This window comes from Pseudoalteromonas sp. SCSIO 43088, assembly GCF_023650795.1.
Classification (GTDB): domain Bacteria; phylum Pseudomonadota; class Gammaproteobacteria; order Enterobacterales; family Alteromonadaceae; genus Pseudoalteromonas; species Pseudoalteromonas shioyasakiensis.
Genome location: NZ_CP072675.1, coordinates 1,828,369 through 1,846,244 on the forward strand (window position 1 = coordinate 1,828,369; position 17,876 = coordinate 1,846,244).

Consider the following 17,876-nt stretch of genomic DNA (forward strand, 5'->3'; position numbering starts at 1 on the left):
AATGGTATTTAAACCACAAATTAAGGTGCCAGCGACCTATATGCGTGGCGGCACCAGTAAAGGGGTGTTCTTTAACTTAACTGATTTACCTGAGCCTGCCCAAGTGGCAGGTGAGGCGCGCGATAACCTGTTATTACGTGTGATTGGCAGTCCCGATCCTTACCAAAAACAAACTGATGGTATGGGCGGTGCAACCTCAAGCACCAGTAAGACGGTGATATTATCGAAAAGTACTAAAGCTGATCACGATGTTGATTATCTGTTTGGTCAAGTTGCTATCGATAAAGCGTTTGTTGATTGGAGTGGTAACTGCGGTAATTTAACTTCAGCAGTCGGGGCCTTTGCTGTGTCAAACGGTCTTGTTGATGCCAGCAAAATTCCAGAGAATGGCGTTGTTGAAGTTAAAGTATGGCAAGTCAATATTAGTAAAACCATCATAGTGCACGTGCCAATTACTAACGGTGAAGTGCAAGAAACTGGTGATTTTGAGCTTGATGGCGTGACCTTTCCAGCCGCTGAAGTAAAACTTGAATTTATGGACCCTGCTGATGGCGAAGGGGCTTTGTTCCCAACAGGTAACTTAGTCGATGAATTAGAAGTGCCGGGTATTGGTATGTTGTCTGCAACGATGATCAATGCGGGTATTCCTACAGTTTTCATTAACGCCAGTGAAGTTGGCTATGATGGCACAGAGCTACAAGAAGCCATTAACGGTGATGCATCGGCACTTGAAAAGTTAGAAACGATTCGTGCCTATGGGGCGTTGAAAATGGGGCTAATTTCTCATATTGATGAAGCAAAGGCACGTCAACATACGCCAAAAGTAGCTTGGGTTGCACCAGCTAAAACTTATCATGCATCAAGCGGTAAAGTTGTAAACGAAGCCGATATTGATTTAGTAGTACGTGCTATGTCGATGGGTAAGTTGCACCATGCCATGATGGGCACGGCTGCGGTTGCAATAGGTACTGCAGCTGCTATTCCTGGTACCTTGGTAAACCTTGCTGCAGGTGGTGGTGAGCGACAGGAGGTAAACTTTGGTCATCCTTCTGGCACTTTAAAAGTGGGCGCTGCTGCAACACTTGTTGATGGTAATTGGCAAGTCACAAAAGCAAGTATGAGCCGAAGTGCACGTGTATTAATGGAAGGCTGGGTTCGAGTTCCTCAATAGTACACAGCTGTGCACAGATATAATTTAAATAAAGCGGCGGTTACGCCGCTTTGTCTAATCCGTAGCATTGTTGCTTCATGCCTTCAATAAACTCATCAAACTTGCCGCTCTGTTGCATGAGTTCTACTTCATCATTTAAGTCTTCTAAAACTTTTTGCCAGTGTGGCGTTGATTTGCTGACAGAAAAATATAGCGGTTTGTATTCAAGCTTAGGCTCTAATGCGACCAGTGATTCTAGTATTTGTCGTTTGCCGCTAATTGATAATTCAGACTTGTAAACGCTTGCTTTTAACACTTCAAGATCTGCCACAATCAGGCTTACGCGGTTACTAAGTAAGAGGTGAATTAGTTGGTACTCATTATTAGCGACGATTGTATCGATTTCTTTATTATCAATCATGGCATCGAGTTCTTTGGTGTTTTTATATGAGCGAACTACGCCAATTGGTAAATTTTTAACTGATTTTAAATCCCCATTAAATGGAATTTGAGTTCCCTTTAACGCCACGAAAGAAAGATCCCCACCTGGAATGGCATGGCTTAAAGCGAGTAAATCGTTGCGGGTTTTATCAAGGAAGTTATCTGAAATAACATCATCTTCAATGAAATATTCAGGAAAGAGAATATCAGCGCGACCTAATTCAGCCTCTCTTACGGCACGTGCCCAAGGATAAAAACCAATATGCACGCCATAACCTTTTTCAAGTAAGGAGCTTACAGTAAATTGATAGAGCCAGCCTTTGTTGCATAAGTTTTCGTCTATATAAGGAGGCCAATCTAAAGTAACGAGCTTTAATACATGTTTGGCATCTAAGTTATACCCATATCCGCCGTTGAAACGCACCGCTTCTTCAGTGATGATTTCGCCATTTTTTTCAAAGCTAACAGGCGTAAGGCCCGCAAGAGCTTGATATGAGGCGAATAAAAAAAATACGGTCAGTAGTTTCATAAATTGTTTAAGTTTTTGTTATTTATCTAAAGCTTAGCCTTTTGCCGTAAATATACAACCTAGTAACTGTAACAATATCTAACGGATGGAGTACATTTTTCGATCACAGCTTATATTAATAGACTTGAGTGACAAAAAGTTTACATTTGTATTATGATATCACTTAATGCTTTTGCAGCTTAAGGATAACAACAATGATAAAACCAAGTATCTATATATCACTTCTCACAAGCTCTATGCTTGCTCACGCACAATTACCGCTTAGCGTTACAAGCCCTGATGGACAAATAACTGTAAAACTCGAAAAACAACAAAATCAGCTTGTTTATAGCGTAAATTATGGCAACCAAGAGTTTTTGCAGCAATCACAGCTTGGTTTAAATACCAACCTGGGTGATTTTTCACAAAGCCTAAAATATAAAAGCCATACAACAGCTTCAGTCAATGAAAGATATAAGCTGCATAATGCAAAGGTGAGTGAAGTAAACTACACGGCGAATACCTTAAAAGCGCAATTTGAAAACCAAGAGGGCAAAGTACTAGGAGTCGAGTTTAACGTGTCTGATAGCGATGTTGCATTTCGTTATCAGATATCGGGAGCTGAAACTGATACCCGTATTAAGGTGTTAGCTGAATACAGTGCTTTTAACCTACCAGATAATGCAACCACGTTTATAAGCCCACAAGCCTTACCTGAAACGGGCTGGATGCAAACAAAACCAAGTTACGAAGAGCCTTACACCTTCAACGCAGCCCTTGGAACACCGTCAGCGAATGGCGTGGGCTATACATTTCCTGCATTATTTAAAAATAGCGATAAAGGCTGGTTATTAATTTCTGAAACCGGTGTTGATAGCCATTATGTTGGCTCAAAATTAAGCGAAGGCACGAAAGACGGTGTTTATCGTATTTCATTTCCTCAGGCTGGAGAAAACAATGGCATTGGTGCAACTTATGCGGCTATGGCAATGCCTGCAACCACACCTTGGCGCACCATCACGTTAGGAGCAAGTTTAAAGCCAATTGTTGAATCAACCGTGGCGTTTGATTTGGTTAAACCCCTTTATCAAGCAAGCCAAGAATATAAAATGGGTCGTTCAACATGGAGCTGGATTGTTTGGCAAGACCCAAGTATCAACTACGATGATCAAATCAAATTTATCGATTTAGCTGCGTCATTAAACTTTGAATATGTATTAATCGACAATTGGTGGGATAAAAACATTGGCCGCGAGAGAATGGCTGAATTGGTTAAGTACGCCAATGGAAAGGGCGTTGATGTTATTTTATGGTACAACTCAAATGGCTGGTGGAATGACGCACCTCAAACCCCACAAAATAGAATGAACAGTGCACCAGCACGTCGAAATGAAATGGCGTGGTTGCAAAGCATTGGTGTTAAAGGGCTTAAAGTAGATTTTTTTGGTGGTGACAAACAAGAGACCATTAAACTCTATGAAGATATTCTTACAGATGCAAATCAGTATGGTTTAGTGATCACCTTTCATGGCAGCACCATCCCGCGTGGCTGGGAAAGAATGTATCCTAACTTCGTCACATCTGAAGCAGTACTGGCATCGGAGAACCTTGTTTTTCATCAAAATTCGTTAGATTTACATGCCTATAACGCGACTATTTTACCGTTCACTCGTAATGCTATTGGCGCTATGGACTTTGCCCCAGTGTTTTTAAACAAACGCTTATCTCAAGATCAAACAGTCGGCAATATTCGTAAAACCACAGATACATTTGAACTGGCAACAGGTGTGCTTTATCAATCACCAGTGCAACATTTTGGTCTGACGCCAAATAACCTTGAAGAACAACCTCAATTTGTTATTGATACTTTAAAGGCGATGCCAACGGTATGGGATGAAACACGCTATATTGCAGGTCAGCCGGGTCAAGATGCAACGATTGCGAGGCGTCATCAACAAACATGGTGGGTAGCAGCCGTGAATGGTGAAAATAAATCTAAAACATTAGATATTGATTTACCTATGTTAGCAGGTAAAAAAATCACCCTGTTGTTTGATAAAAAAGATGGCATTGCAGGTACTAAGCAAGTCACAGTAAGTAACAGTGGTAAATTAACCTTAAACTTATTAGCTCAAGGTGGCGCACTGATAATTGGTCGCTAAATGTGAGTTAATAGGCGATAAACAAAACCAAGTAGAGAAAAGCGAGCAGGTTGCTCGCTTTTTTTATAGCTATATTTGCCTTGTTAAATTAGACGTGGGTCACAGAGAGGAGGGATGCGCTAATAAACTTAGCTTTTTATTTTTTTAAATTAGGGGCTGTTGATCTTTGTAGTACATATATCAATCAGCCCACATTGGTAGCCACATCATAGTAAATGCTAAAGCGAGCATTGAATGATAATTTCGTTCAAGCTTTTCATACCGCGTGGCTATCCCTCTATATTGCTTAATACGGCCAAATGCATTCTCAACCAAGTGCCGATATTTATACATGCACCAGTCAATATCTTCATTGCCTACTAAACTGTTGCCCTTACGTGGAATAACGGGTGTAGCGTTATTATCACGAACAAACGCTCTCAGTTTTTCACTGTCGTAGCCTTTATCTGCGACAACCATATTACTTGTTGGGCAATTAGCTACGAGTGACTCTGCATGGACGATATCATGCGTATTTCCACAGGATAATTCATAATAAACAGGCAACCCTCCGCTATCGACTGCAAGATGAATTTTCGTAGAATTTCCACCTCGGCTCTTTCCAATTGATTCATTGTCAGCAGTTCTTGCACCGCAACTATGTTGATGAGCCCTGACAATACTGCCATCAATGAAGACCCAATCCATGTCCGCATCACGAGATAATGCGCGAAACAGTTCATTCAAAATCCCTTTTTTGGACCATAAATTAAACCGTCTGTAGATAGCACTCCAACGGCCAAAATCAGAAGGTAAATCTCGCCATGGAATACCTGTGCGCATCTTATACAGTATGCCTTCGAGCGTTTTTCTATGGTCGGGCTTATTATAAATTCGACCACTTAAGTACATTACTTTTGATAAGACATTCCATGTCCCGTCTGTTAGCATTAATCTTGGCATGTAGGTTCGGTGTAAAGTTTTCTGGCGAATTCAATTATACCTTATCTTCATGCTGTTTGTTTTTCATACCACAAAGATCAACACGCCCTAGAGAAATTTAGAATTAGTACACAGAGTGGATTCGAACCACCAACTTTTGGTGTGGGTCATAGAGAGCGGTAGTGTTCTAAACAACTGAGCTACACAATATTTTAAATTAGGAAAAATTAAGAATTTGTACGACCGAGTGGATTCGAACCACCGATTTTGGCGTGGGTCATAGAGAGCGGTAATGCTCTAACCAACTGAGCTTTTAAATTTATAATTCGGGAAATTTAGAATTGGTACGACCGAGAGGATTCGAACCACTGACCTTTGGCGCGGGTCATAGAGAGCGGTAGTGCTCTAACCAACTGAGCTTTTAAATTTATAATTCGGAAAAATTAGAATTGGTACGACCGAGTGGATTCGAACCACCGATTTTGGCGTGGGTCATAGATAGCGGTAGTGCGCTAATCAACTGAGCTACAACTGTATGATTTTGGTTTTATGATAGAAAAATTATAAAGAATTGAATAAGTTGGTACGACCGAGTGGATTCGAACCACCGACTTTTGGGCCGGGTCATAGAGAGCGGTAGTGTTCTAACCAACTGAAATAGAACTGTATAATGTTGATTTTAGGATAATAAAATTCTGAGGAGTTTGAATAAATTGGTACGACCGAGTGGATTCGAACCACCGACCCCTACCATGTCAAGGTAAAAATAGCTGATAAGTTAAAGTATCTCTAGTTATCAGCAATTACATCAAAATCTACGCAACACATTGTATTTAAAGGGTATATTATTAATTGGCACATCTATGGCAATCATTTAAAGTACTTTGCTGTATTTTTTACTTGGTGTCTATTTGGTGTCTGTTAGAATATAGACATCAAAAACTTATTCCAGATAAAGCATCATGAATAAAAAACAGATTACTCAATGGGTAAATAATGAGACAACTCTAAGGTTGTGGGATGACAAAGTCACAGGGCTATTTATTAAGCGAAATGCAAAGAGTTATAGCTGGAACGTATCCTACCGTAATGACTCAGGAAAAAAGCACTCAATTAAAATTGGCTTATACCCGAGTGTTACGCTAGATGCGGCTAGAGAGTCAGCTCGACAACATCTTATCAATCTCGCCCAAGGTAAAGACCCTTTAAGCCAAAGAAAAGAGAAAAAACTAGCTTCAAAAGATACCATTCAAGCTTACTTCGACTCAACTTACTCAGTTGTGTTAAATGGTAAAAAGTCAGGCAACGAAACAGCTGCATATTTTAAACGTCACTGTTCTGAATTAATGAAACTAACTTTTGCTGAAATTAATGCAAAACATATTCATAAATGGCATATGAACATGATCGCCAAAGACTTAAAAGACTCTACTATACAAAGAGTTTACGGTGCTTTTAAAACATTAGTTAATGATGCAGTAAAAAAACAACACATCACAGATTCTCCAATTCATAATATTAACTTAGATAAATATCACCGACCTGAACAAGGGGTCAAACAAGTTAATGAACGCAAATATTTAAGCAAAGAGCAGATTGCTAACTTAATGAGAGCATTAGATCTTTATCAAGAAAAAAGACGAACAGAACGTAAAAATAGCCGTTTACATGGTAAAGCTAATTTACCTAGCTTTGATGATTTAGAGTATGTTGATTTTGTAAAACCTGCCATTCTAGTTATGTTTTATACAGGCTTCAGACCTAGTGATATTCGCACTTTAACATGGGAAGAGATCAACCTAAGCTCAACCACGCCAACCATCAGGAAGGCACTCGAGAAGAGTAAACATAAAAATAATGAGCCACAGACTTTCCCTTTAATGCCTGAAGCAACTCAAACGCTAAAAAAATGGAAAGAACAAAGTAACAACTCTCCGCTAGGTCTAGTGTTCCCAAGTGATAAAGGAACCATACGCACAAAACGATTTATATCTGACCCTTGGAAAAAACATATTAGGCCACTGGCTAGTTTACCTGAAGACTTTGATTTGTATAATCTTAGGCATAACTTTGCGAGTTGGCTTGTTATGAGTGGTACAGACTTACTCACTGTTGCCAAGCTCATGGGACATGCTGATACTAAAATGGTTGAAAAGCATTATGGACACCTTGCACCTGAACACAAACAAAACGCTTTATCAAAAGCCTTTAATATGATGATGCCTAACGATGACTGAACACAAGTACCCTGATTATATTGAGCTTCTTAAACTAAAAGAATCTCATTCAATTTATATAATGACAGCTTTAGTACTTGGCATAGATCCTAGGTTTTTAAAAATTACTCCTGCTGTAATTAATCTTGATCGTGAAGAGGTGTTTACTTATGAGCATTCTGATAATTCCCCGCAATCTTGGTATTACCCTATGAGAGCCGATAGTTGCTCAATTGATGATTACCTTAAACAGGAAGCGAACACCCATCCCCTAGCTCCTGTTGAAGGCTGTGATTCATTGGGTAACTATATCCCCAGTCCTAAAGACATTCTCTACCAAGAGTTAAAAGAACGACTTGTCGAAGCAGTGAAAAGGAAAGAAATTGAGTGCGAATTTGCTGAATGCGTTAGTGAAGATGTACGGTTAAAAAATATCTCTGAAGGGTATTTAGTAAAAACGGAGTCTGTTAGAAAGTGGTTTCAGAAGAACAACTTTAATACACCATTTTTTGATAAACCAAGCACTTCCGAAGGAGTACCAAGCGTTCTCGATAAAAACCATCCAGAATATTCACTTGAACTAGGGATTGCTATAGAGGCATGGCAACGTTTTTCAGGTTTAAATCTCACACATCCTAAGGCTTACATAAAAAAGTGGCTTGATGAACAGTACGGTGAAGCAAATGTTAAAGATAAAGCTCAAATTACTGTCTCTAAAAAAGCAATTGATCGAATTGTCACATTGATAAACTGGAACTCTTCAGGTGGAACAACAACAGAGGGGTTTAAACAATCCATCTATGAACAGGCTCTTGCCAAAGATTTATCGCAAAAACTATAACTTCTCCACTCTTGAAATTTCAGAACCTAGGCTAGTGTTTGATTGCAAACCTAGTCCCTAGCTAATCACTTGACCCACAAGGAAAATCTAGCTTTTTAGCAATTGTTATAAGGCTGTAAAAAAGCGTTCTTCATCATAAACAGGGGCTAAGGTTTTATAAACCTAGGTTCCTATACGACTCATTAGTCGCTCCCTAGTATTGGCATCAGCAAGCGCATAGGGCTCTTGCAATAACTAACAAGAAGGCTCGACTAATGAATATCCATAAATTCAATTATACAAATCAAGAAGCAGCTGAACTTCTTACTATTTCAGCTAATACATTACGTAACTCTCGTTCTACTGGAAAGCTATGCGGCAGAGAAGCTCCTCCATTTATCAAGATGGGTAGGAAAATCATCTATCTAAAGGCAGACCTAATGCAATGGCTGGAAAGCTTCCCCAAGTACAATAATACAGCTGAAGCTGAGTTAACATTAACGGAGGTGGCGTAATGACTGCGTTAAATAAGCCGCTATCTTTCGATGAACTCATTCTAGAACAATTAAAAAAAGGGTCGATGAACACTTATGAAATCCGAGAAAAAGGACCATTTCATCCAGCAGGTGTAATTAAAAGGCTAAGAAAAAAGTACAACATAAGTAAAACTAGCGTAACTGTAAAAGACAAATGGGGCATTGAACACAAAAATGTGGCTTTGTACGAATTTGAAGGTGCAAAAGGAGTTGACAATGAATAAGCCTACCACGGAAATTTCAAATGTAGTGTTGCAAGACCCTAATATCATCCCCTTAACGAAACTAGCTGGTTTACCTGTAGATAGTTTTGATTTTACTTTGCTCCCTAGTTCGTTACAGAGCTGGGGAGAGGATCTTCAGCATAGATTACAATGTCCTCCAGATTATGTTGGGGTTGGAATTATGATTGCTCTTGCTGCGGCAGTGGGTAACAAGGTTATGGTTCAACCTAAAGCTAATGATCATAGTTGGGTTGTCGTTCCAAATTTATGGGGGTTATTAATTGGTCAACCTAGCTCAATGAAGAGTCCTGCAATGGATTCTGCTCTCAAGCACATTAGCAAAATGGAAGAAAGCTTAAGGGACATCAAAGTTGAGACTCCAAGCGGTTCAGCCTTCTCAAGAAGGCTTATAGTAAGAGATACGACAATAGAGCAATTACAGGTTATACAGAGTCAAAACAACTCAGGTATTTTGTACGTTCAAGATGAAATATCAGCGTTATTTAGAAAATTCGACCAACCAAGCAGTAATGATCGACAATATTTACTTGAGGCATTTAACGGTAACTCGTCTTATAGCGTAGATCGAGTAACAAGAAATAGTGTCTTTATTGAGAAAAATACACTTTCACTAATAGGCACAATTCAACCAGAAGTATTACAAAGTATCTTTTTGGCTAAGGAAAGCTCCAATGATGGCTTTATGCAACGATTACAACTAGCTGTATGGCCTGATCCAGTCATTCAAGAGTACATTGATGAACCTCCAAATGAGGCTGCTGAGCGCACTGCATGGGCTACTTTTACAACTCTATACCAACTAGAAGAAAAAACATTATGTTTTTCTCCAGAAGCTCAATCAGTTTTCACATACTGGTTTAAAGACAGTATTCAGATAATAAATGAGTTAAATAAAGATGATCAGCAACATAGTTTAGTTAACCATATCACTAAGTACAGAAAAATGGTGCCAGCGTTAGCTTTACTTATTGAGCTAGCTGAAGACCCCAGTGCAACAGAAATTATGGAGCAATCCATAGTTAAGGCTATTCGATGGGCTAACTACTTAGTTACACATGCAAAACGTATTTACGGTATCCAAGACAAACCTACGATCATTGCTCAACAAATCTTGGATAAAAGAGAGCAGCTAAATAAAAGCTTTTCACCGAGTGAAGTGACGCAGAATAATTGGAGTGGTTTAAAAACAACTAAAGACGTTAGACTTGGTTTAGAGGTGCTAATTAAACATAACTATCTAATAAAGCTCGACAGCCAAATAAGTAGCAAGGGTGGAAGGCCGAGTGAAAGGTATCGTTGGAATAATTGTCTGCCCCTAGTTTCTTAAACATCATTATCGCGCCTAAATAGCCTAAAGAACCTAAAAAACTTCATTGTTGGGTTCTTTAGGTTTTTTAGGTTTATTTCTGAATCCTTCGTTCAAGTAGGAACACTAGACTGCTGACTGCACTTTAAAACATCAAGATGCCGAGCTAGTACAATTTGAAAAATTGTGCTTGTGCAGGTATCCATCAAGCGAAGCGCGATAGTTTCATGCAAAAAAAAGTTTTCACGTAGTTAGATAAGCTTTATATTATTTTCCCGTTAAGATCCGATAAATTCAAGGATCTTATTACCTTCTTCGGGAATAGCCCATATTACCTCAGTATTTGTTTTTTTCCCCTTCCTAAATTCATTTTCTAGTGAAATTTGATGATAACTATCACTTAAAAATTCAAGACGGATTTGAAACCGACCATTTTTCAAGCCTTGATAATAAATTCCTTTTTCATCTTGGATAGAAAATGCTTCAAGACTGGTCGATCTTGTATGTGATACACCATGAGCAAGTCCATTTTTAGCGTGTATTTTAACGTAATATTTTTCATTTACATCACCTTCCTCAAAGTAGCCGTTAAGTGGCTTGCCATTTTTCAAAAAAGCTAATGGAAAATTAGTACCCATCCCTAAACTATAGGTATATACATCTCCGCCATAATAAGAAAAAGTACATGCTTTGCTACGATCTTTTTGACCAAACTTATCCAAGTACATTTTTCTATAGACTTTGCCGTCTTCATACCTAATAGCCCATCCTCGAGGTATGCCATCTACTAACATACCTTTTGTATTGCCTTCAGTGATAATTTCGGAACTTTCTCCTGGCGCTAGCTTTGAACCTAATTCCGCATTGTGACACGCCTTTAGTTTTTCAATCGGGTCAGAGTCAGCAGCCATGGTAACAACTGGAAGAAATGAAAATATTATAGATAGAGCTAATTTATTTTTTGTAATCATGCGGTGATCATCCCTTTTTTAACAGACACCAAAAATAAAAATTTGGTTTAAGATTATTACAACAAGCCAAGTTAGGAAAAATGTTTGTAAGTTTGCGCAAATTTTTTAATCATAATTTTGGCATCACTGTAATTTGCATGTTCCGCTTGCATCAATTCCCCATTTATTCTTAACTTTTATAGGAAACATGTCGCCATCGAATTTACCAGTTGAGTATGTGTAGCCTTTGTTTGAATAGATATAATAACCTTCATCGTCACGACCTTTATAGAATGCTGAATATTTGTGATCAATTTTCATTACTTTGTTCTGCACACTGATATGAAATTGTTTTCCATCTCGGGTATCGCATGTAGCTGAGTATGCGTACAAGTTAGATGATAAAAGCAAAGCAGATAGAAACAAACAAATTTTAAACATCACTGATTTTTCTTTTACAAGTTAATTTATTGCACTATATTACTAAGCTAACTAATTGTAAACGTGTTATCATTATCATTTTGAAGTTTGTACTTTTCTGTACTTTTAATAACTAGGCTAGTTCCCTGTTATCAGTACTTAATTGACTATTCTATTTGACTGATATGGTAACTAGGGGGGATGTTCAAGCTGCTAATTGGCTTAACGTAAGTGAAACGGCTATAAGAAATGCAGCCTCATTTCGCTATAACAGCTAGTGTACGTTTTTGTACTTAAGGTAAATTACCTATCTTTACGCTGATTCCATATCATTTATTTTGCTAAATCAATGTAACTCTGTCATGTTAGAGGAGATTTGATTAATTGTCAGCTACCTAGGCCATTTAAAAATAGAGTGAAGCCAATGAAAAAGTTATTTCTAGTAAAAGCCATTATACCTTTAGTGCTTTTGGGATGTGTTTCATCAAAGCCAGATGTTGAAGGGGAATTATCACAAGAAAACAGTACGGGTTCTAAAACCAAGTTAGTCAAAAACATGGAACAGAGTACTGTCGAAGACAAGGCAAACCATGTCTTGCAATATCGGGAGATGATTTATAAAAAAAGATCAGAAGAATCTAGGCAATTACGAAATTATAGAAGTATGAGTATTTCAGGCGAAATAGCTCCCTTACTTGAAGCATCGGAAAAAGGTGAAGATTCTGCAATGTATGCTTTAGGTATTGCATATTTCTTTGGAAAAGGTGTCGTTAAAAATGATGAAGAATCGACAAAATGGCTTCTTAAAGCTGCTAGTTTAGGTCACACAGAAGCACAAGCTGAAATTGGTCATCGGTACGGAACGGGCTTAGGTGTTGTTAAGAACGAAAAAGAAGAAATTGATTGGTATAGAAAAGCCATAAAACAAGGCAGTCCTGAAGCCATGCTTTATCTAGCTTGGGATTATTCAAAAGGGAGAAGCGTAGATAAAGATATAGAACGAGCTTATTCTCTTTATCTTCTCGCTCGGGATCAAGGAAGAGTTAAAGCTAAAGAACATATTGAAAAACTAGCGAAAGTGATGACAAAAGAACAAATCATAGGAGCTAAAGATCTCTACTATGACTGTCTTTCTAGCTTTTTGGGTAATTGCGGGTAATCCACATTTATATCACACCTAGTTCATAAGAGTGATTGACCTGTCTAATGACTAGGTGTAACCGTATTCATTAAATATTGTTCATCTCGTTCCTGAGCTGTTGGAGAAGGCACGAAGTGTAGCGCAGCGCAACGAAGTGACGAACACCAAAAGGCAAAGGATAAGAGATGATGACACTCCGTAAGGAGTGGCAAGCTCATTGAGTGTGAAATTAAACTAATGGTAGTTCAAGAGGTGTCTATTTGGTGTCTGGAAGTTAATGTAGAATCGATTGAGATTGTTTAAGGATTATAACTAACTGGTTTTATTAGTTAAATTGGTACAACCGAGTGGATTCGAACCACCGACCCCTACCATGTCAAGGTAGTGCTCTAACCAACTGAGCTACGGTCGTACTGAGATGTTAAAATCAAGATTGGTACAACCGAGTGGATTCGAACCACCGACCCCTACCATGTCAAGGTAGTGCTCTAACCAACTGAGCTACGGTTGTATTTTGATTTTAAATTGATGTTAGCGTGGCTAAACAACGGAGGCTAATATATAGCGACTGGTTGTGTGAATCAAGCAGCTTTAGCTATTTTTATGCTAAGTGCTGGTTTTTTATTCATAACGGACTAATTTCGCACCTTCTATAAAAACCTTGCCACCAAGTGACATGGCTTTTAGCTGAGCGCTTTAGATTTTGTAAAATTGCATCATTACTTTCGCTATCTACAAATTTGCCCATTTCTGTGTCACGCCATATTTGCTGGTAAAGAGGTTGTAGGGTTTCTAATCGACCCACTAAGAATGATTGATAGGGCTGTAATTGCTCTAAATAAAACTTTTTAAACACATTACTTAGCGTTTGTGCCTTTTGTTTATTCTTGTTCACAGGGCAGAGCTCATCTTTTGAGTACTGCTTGAGCAGCGCTGTTATTTGTTGATTGTAATGTGTTTGCACCCTTGCCGCCGAAATAAGAAGCTTGTTGTATTTAAAACGGTTTAATACTTCGAGTTGGTTGATGATTTGCTCAGGGTCTACAGCGTTTATTTTGCCGTTATTAATATGGTTGTTTAATTTAGCAATTTGCTCCATCGCGCTCACGGTTTCGCTAAAACCTGCGGTGTTTTCATCAATGTGAGTCGAACTTAGCTGCCAGATTTGCTTAAACTCGCTTTCGTTGAGCAGCATAGCTTTAAAGTAGTTAGGAAGGTTTGCTTGCTTTTGTACTGCGGTGAGTTTTATTTTTTCAAACAGATCATCCTGATCTTCAAAGCTTTCTAAGCACTCATTTGCGCTTTGAATAAACTTAATTTGATAACTAAGAATGTTAGCAGGCGTCGCTGTTTTGCCAAGCTGGTTATTGTGCTCAGCAATAAGGGTTGCAAGTTTACATTGACGTAACTGGGCAAGTTCAAGCATGCCAATGGTTGCTTTATCTTCAGTATTTTCAGAAAAGTGGTTAACAGTTAGTGTACTTGGTTTAGAGAGTTTAAAACTTTCAGTTTTAAGTACGTTTTCTAATCTATGTGCGTAGGTGTGATTTACATCACCGGAAGAGGGCGTGCAGGCAATAAGTGCCAGGCACGCTGTTGCGATGATAGAGTTTAAAAGGCTATTGGTTTTGCAAAAAAGGTGCATGTTTAAATCGCCTATGAACAGTGAACATCAACATAATTGCTGCGGCACTTAACCCCACAATAATACCTATCCAAAAGCCATGAGGGCCCAGTGCTGGAACAATTAAATCTGTACGAGCAAGTACGAAGCCAAGCGCAAAGCCGATCAACCAATAGGATACAAAGGTGATATAACCAATCGGTGCCGTGTATTTCAATCCACGTAAAATACCATTGGCGGAAACTTGCAGGGCATCTGGTAACTGGTAGATACAAGCAAGTACCATGATTGAAGAAGCAAGAGCTAATACTTCAGGGTTGTCAGAATACAATTGGCTTATAATATCTCGAGCAAAAAAGGTCACACTTGCCAGTAAAAAAGCAATAATTGCCGCGAGAATATAACTCGTTTTAACGGCATTTTTTAACTGCTGATAATGTTGTTGGCCAAACAAATTGCCTATTCGAATGCTAATGGCAATTGAGAGGCTCAACGGCATCATAAACAGTAATGTCGTCACACTGGCTGCAATTTGGTGACCGGCAACAGCAACCGCACCTAAGTGCGCTATAAATAAAGGAATACAAGCAAATAGCGTTACTTCAAAAAAGGTAGCTAATGAAATAGGGATACCCACTTTGGTGATAGTCCATAAAGTAGCGGGCTTTGGCGCTTCGAAATTGGCTAGCAATGCTTTGGCATCAATCTTTTTGTTAAAGTGACAATAAATAACCTGAGTTAACGCCATTGCTGTAAATACCAGCGCCGTGGCAATACCACAGCCCGCGCCACCGTACGCTTGAAAACCTAATTTACCGTGTATAAATACGTAGTTGGCCGGAATATTAACTGCTAAGCCAATTAAACTAATGTAAAAAGCAGGTTTGGTCATTCCCATACCTTCAGTGATATTTCGGTACACACTGAAAAGTAAAAAACCAAAAATACCCCATTTAACAAAATGAATGTATTGCTCAGCTAAGTGGGTAATAGACTGTGAAGTATCTAATTGACTAAGCACAGTATCAGCAAGGCTTGCCAGCCCTAAACCGATTATGGCAAGTACTAACGCCAGATACAGGCCCTGTTGAAAATAATGACTAATACCTTGTTTATCGTTTGAACCAGCAAACTGCGCTATGATCCCGGTTAACGCCAATAATATGCCTTGCAGTGCAAGCATCAACGGATTCCAAATACCCGTTGCAATAGAAAGTGCTGCCAAGTCTGTTGCACTCACTTGGCCTGCCATCACGGTATCAACAACCGTCATTAAAATAAGGGTTACCTGTGCCAAAAAAACAGGAATGGCTAACGAAATTAACCTTTTGGCTTCCCAACTACAAAAAGACATAAATTACACGACTAAATAAACAGACAGCCATTGTAATCTATTCATAGATCAATAAAAATCGCAGTTATCTATTTAATGAAGAAAAGAGAAAGCGATGTTCACTGGAATTGTGCAAACGCAAGCCGTTGTGGTTGATGCTACTAACCAAGGCGGTGTACTAAGGCTAGCTTTAAAAGTAGATCAGCAATTTGCTGAAAACCTGAATATCGGCGCAAGCATAGCCATTAATGGTTGTTGTTTAACCGTGGTGAAGTTTGCATCAGACACTAAAGGCTGCTGTGTTATAAATTTTGATGTGATTGATGAAACATTAAAGTTAACCAACCTAGGTATGCTGGCTGTCAATGATACAGTGAATTTTGAACGTTCAGTGACTTTTGGTACTGAACTGGGCGGACATATCGTGTCTGGTCACATTCATTGTATGGCCGAGATACTTTCAATTAACCACCATCAAGATAACTGTAAAATGCAATTAGCATTAGCAAAAGAGTGGCAAAAATATGTGCTTTATAAGGGGTTTGTGAGCGTTAACGGGGCAAGCCTCACTGTAGGTGAAGTTGATGAACAGGGCTTTTGGCTACACTTGATCCCAGAAACACTCTCTATTACCAATCTCGATAACTACCGCGAGGGTGATAAGTTAAATATCGAAGTCGATCAGCAAACTTATACCATTATCAACACGGTCGAAAATTATCTTTCGCAACAAGCAAAATAAATACATAAAACGAGCAAATTAAAAAATTTGCTCGTCGTCACTATCGACATGTAATTCGAGTTTGTTGTGTGCGTAATCTATATGCATATTTAAATGAATGGGATTGCAACATGCTGCGCAATCTTCATAGTAATCTTGGTCACCGTCGCTTGCATCAAGTGCAACATGAATATGGTGGCCACAGTGAGGGCATGAAATCCGTTGTGTGTATTGGTCTTTCATCAGCTTTTACCTTAGTCAGGCATGCCTGAGTTCGTTAAATTGCAATCTTTATTAAACCCTAACTCATCAAAAATGAATCTAGATTTAATTAGATTGATATAACTCTCTAACCGAATAGATGTAAGCGTAGTGCTACCAATTCGGTTAGCATCTTTATTAATACGCTTTATAAGATAAATATAGCTGTGTTTAGCGGTTTGTGACATTCCTTTTACAGTGATTTCGTGCTTATTTCAGTAGCTGATCAATTTGTTGTTTTGCTTCAGTAAGATAGTGCCCAGCAAATATATTGGCATTATTGAGCATAGGGTATAGTTGATAGATGGCTCTACGTTGCTCGTAACCTACCTGCAATGGGTAGATATCGTTATAGGCATCATAAAAGCTATCAGGCAGTGGCGCATATAGCTCACTCATGGCAATATCGCATTCCCGATCACCATAATAACAAGCAGGGTCAAATACACTGGGTACATTATTATAAAAGCCCATATTTCGACGCCAAAAATCACCGTGCAATAACGAAGGCTCTACAACATGGCTATGCAGTGCGTCTTTAATAAAAGCGATGAAGGTGTCTTGGTTGACAAGTTCAATGCCTTTTTCTTGTAATAACTGCAATTGCCAACCAATGCGTTCTTCAGCAAAAAATACATCCCATTTTTTGTGCCAACGATTTGGTTGTAGAGTAGGGCCAAGAAAATTATCGTTATCTAAGCCGAACATGGCTTGGGTATGCTTTTGGTGTAAATGGGCAAGGTGTTCCCCCATTTCATGCCAATTGGTATGGGGCTGTTTATCAAGCTCTAACCATTCAAGCACGATAAATGAAAACTCAATATTGCAACCTGTGGTGATGCAGTCTGGGATCATAAATAGGCTTTCTTGGGTTAATAGCTCAAGATTAAAGGCTTCGCACTCTAGGCGCTCTAGATCACTCAAGTGAGCAACTTTCACAAAGAAGTGGTGTAGATCATCACCAATTTGAAAGTATTTGTCGTTATTGGGTGATTGTAATTGGCGCTTAAAGGTATGCTTAAAATCAAAGTGCATCGCTTGGCTAATCTGTTCATTCACCGAATTCCACATAATTTTGTTCACCTTTTAACCATATAATTAAACTATGGCAAAAAGACGAT

The 17,876-nt window shown here is 38.8% G+C and carries 16 protein-coding genes and 3 tRNA genes; 9 read left to right on the forward strand and 10 right to left on the reverse strand.

The annotated features are described in order from the left end of the window. Position 1 precedes the first annotated feature (1 nt). Positions 2 to 1,171, forward strand: coding sequence for a 2-methylaconitate cis-trans isomerase PrpF (prpF, locus tag J8Z28_RS08500; RefSeq protein ID WP_239964485.1), 1,170 nt, complete (start codon positions 2 to 4; stop codon positions 1,169 to 1,171). Positions 1,172 to 1,211: 40 nt separating this feature from the next. On the opposite strand, the gene J8Z28_RS08505 is transcribed toward prpF, so the two are convergent. Next, positions 1,212 to 2,120: a substrate-binding periplasmic protein gene (locus J8Z28_RS08505; RefSeq protein ID WP_250660310.1), complete on the reverse strand. Its 909-nt coding sequence runs from the start codon at positions 2,118 to 2,120 to the stop codon at positions 1,212 to 1,214. 194 nt (positions 2,121 to 2,314) lie between these two features. Here J8Z28_RS08505 and J8Z28_RS08510 point away from each other — a divergent pair, with 194 nt between their 5' ends. After that, positions 2,315 to 4,261 carry a glycoside hydrolase family 97 protein gene (locus J8Z28_RS08510; RefSeq protein WP_239964487.1) on the forward strand — a complete coding sequence of 649 codons (1,947 nt, stop codon included), beginning with the start codon at positions 2,315 to 2,317 and terminating at the stop codon, positions 4,259 to 4,261. A 180-nt stretch (positions 4,262 to 4,441) separates the two neighbouring features. Here J8Z28_RS08510 and J8Z28_RS08515 read toward each other — a convergent pair whose 3' ends face one another. Beyond that, a complete protein-coding gene (locus J8Z28_RS08515; RefSeq protein WP_024600859.1) occupies positions 4,442 to 5,203 on the reverse strand; it encodes an IS5 family transposase in 762 nt (253 codons plus the stop codon). Positions 5,204 to 5,423: 220 nt separating this feature from the next. Beyond that, positions 5,424 to 5,494: transfer RNA gene (locus J8Z28_RS08520), tRNA-OTHER, on the reverse strand. 650 nt (positions 5,495 to 6,144) lie between these two features. Here J8Z28_RS08520 and J8Z28_RS08525 point away from each other — a divergent pair. The 5 genes from J8Z28_RS08525 to J8Z28_RS08545 all read left to right on the forward strand — a co-directional run bounded on the left by J8Z28_RS08525 (position 6,145) and on the right by J8Z28_RS08545 (position 10,326). After that, the gene (locus J8Z28_RS08525; protein ID WP_250660311.1) at positions 6,145 to 7,419 is read left to right on the forward strand and encodes a site-specific integrase; all 1,275 of its coding nucleotides are present in this window, start codon (positions 6,145 to 6,147) and stop codon (positions 7,417 to 7,419) included. Further along, positions 7,412 to 8,239, forward strand: coding sequence for a hypothetical protein (locus J8Z28_RS08530; protein ID WP_250660312.1), 828 nt, complete (start codon positions 7,412 to 7,414; stop codon positions 8,237 to 8,239). Before J8Z28_RS08525 ends, J8Z28_RS08530 begins: the two co-directional genes overlap by 8 nt. Before the next feature lie 254 nt (positions 8,240 to 8,493). After that, on the forward strand, positions 8,494 to 8,733 hold the full coding sequence (locus tag J8Z28_RS08535; RefSeq protein WP_250660313.1) for a helix-turn-helix domain-containing protein: 240 nt from the start codon (positions 8,494 to 8,496) through the stop codon (positions 8,731 to 8,733). Next, positions 8,733 to 8,978, forward strand: coding sequence for a helix-turn-helix domain-containing protein (locus J8Z28_RS08540; protein WP_250660314.1), 246 nt, complete (start codon positions 8,733 to 8,735; stop codon positions 8,976 to 8,978). The genes J8Z28_RS08535 and J8Z28_RS08540 overlap by 1 nt, the downstream gene beginning before the upstream one ends. Beyond that, complete coding sequence (locus J8Z28_RS08545; protein ID WP_250660315.1) at positions 8,971 to 10,326, forward strand: DUF3987 domain-containing protein; 1,356 nt, start codon at positions 8,971 to 8,973, stop codon at positions 10,324 to 10,326. Before J8Z28_RS08540 ends, J8Z28_RS08545 begins: the two co-directional genes overlap by 8 nt. Before the next feature lie 257 nt (positions 10,327 to 10,583). Here J8Z28_RS08545 and J8Z28_RS08550 read toward each other — a convergent pair whose 3' ends face one another. Next, positions 10,584 to 11,276 (reverse strand): hypothetical protein, encoded by a 693-nt coding sequence (locus J8Z28_RS08550; RefSeq protein ID WP_250660316.1) that lies wholly within the window; start codon positions 11,274 to 11,276, stop codon positions 10,584 to 10,586. 823 nt (positions 11,277 to 12,099) lie between these two features. On the opposite strand from J8Z28_RS08550, the gene J8Z28_RS08555 reads away from it, so the two are divergent. Further along, positions 12,100 to 12,834: a tetratricopeptide repeat protein gene (locus J8Z28_RS08555; protein WP_250660317.1), complete on the forward strand. Its 735-nt coding sequence runs from the start codon at positions 12,100 to 12,102 to the stop codon at positions 12,832 to 12,834. 317 nt (positions 12,835 to 13,151) lie between these two features. Here J8Z28_RS08555 and J8Z28_RS08560 read toward each other — a convergent pair. From J8Z28_RS08560 to J8Z28_RS08575, 4 genes are all read right to left on the reverse strand, one after another. Then, positions 13,152 to 13,228: transfer RNA gene (locus J8Z28_RS08560), tRNA-Val, on the reverse strand. Between the two features lie 22 nt (positions 13,229 to 13,250). Further along, positions 13,251 to 13,327 (reverse strand) — tRNA-Val (locus tag J8Z28_RS08565). Between the two features lie 114 nt (positions 13,328 to 13,441). Continuing rightward, the gene (locus J8Z28_RS08570) at positions 13,442 to 14,461 is read right to left on the reverse strand and encodes a DUF3080 family protein (RefSeq protein WP_239964078.1); all 1,020 of its coding nucleotides are present in this window, start codon (positions 14,459 to 14,461) and stop codon (positions 13,442 to 13,444) included. Beyond that, the gene (locus tag J8Z28_RS08575) at positions 14,436 to 15,794 is read right to left on the reverse strand and encodes an MATE family efflux transporter (RefSeq protein WP_054561383.1); all 1,359 of its coding nucleotides are present in this window, start codon (positions 15,792 to 15,794) and stop codon (positions 14,436 to 14,438) included. Before J8Z28_RS08575 ends, J8Z28_RS08570 begins: the two co-directional genes overlap by 26 nt. A gap of 94 nt (positions 15,795 to 15,888) precedes the next feature. On the opposite strand from J8Z28_RS08575, the gene J8Z28_RS08580 reads away from it, so the two are divergent. Further along, positions 15,889 to 16,515, forward strand: a complete 627-nt coding sequence (locus J8Z28_RS08580) for a riboflavin synthase subunit alpha (RefSeq protein WP_239964080.1) — start codon at positions 15,889 to 15,891, stop codon at positions 16,513 to 16,515. Positions 16,516 to 16,533: 18 nt separating this feature from the next. Here the strand turns inward: J8Z28_RS08580 and J8Z28_RS08585 are convergent, their stop codons facing one another. Together J8Z28_RS08585 and J8Z28_RS08590 are read right to left on the reverse strand one after the other, a co-directional pair. Next, entirely contained in the window at positions 16,534 to 16,737 is a 204-nt protein-coding gene (locus tag J8Z28_RS08585; RefSeq protein ID WP_054561385.1) for a CPXCG motif-containing cysteine-rich protein, read from the reverse strand. A 228-nt stretch (positions 16,738 to 16,965) separates the two neighbouring features. After that, positions 16,966 to 17,826 carry a fructosamine kinase family protein gene (locus J8Z28_RS08590; RefSeq protein WP_239964081.1) on the reverse strand — a complete coding sequence of 287 codons (861 nt, stop codon included), beginning with the start codon at positions 17,824 to 17,826 and terminating at the stop codon, positions 16,966 to 16,968. Positions 17,827 to 17,876 lie beyond the last annotated feature (50 nt).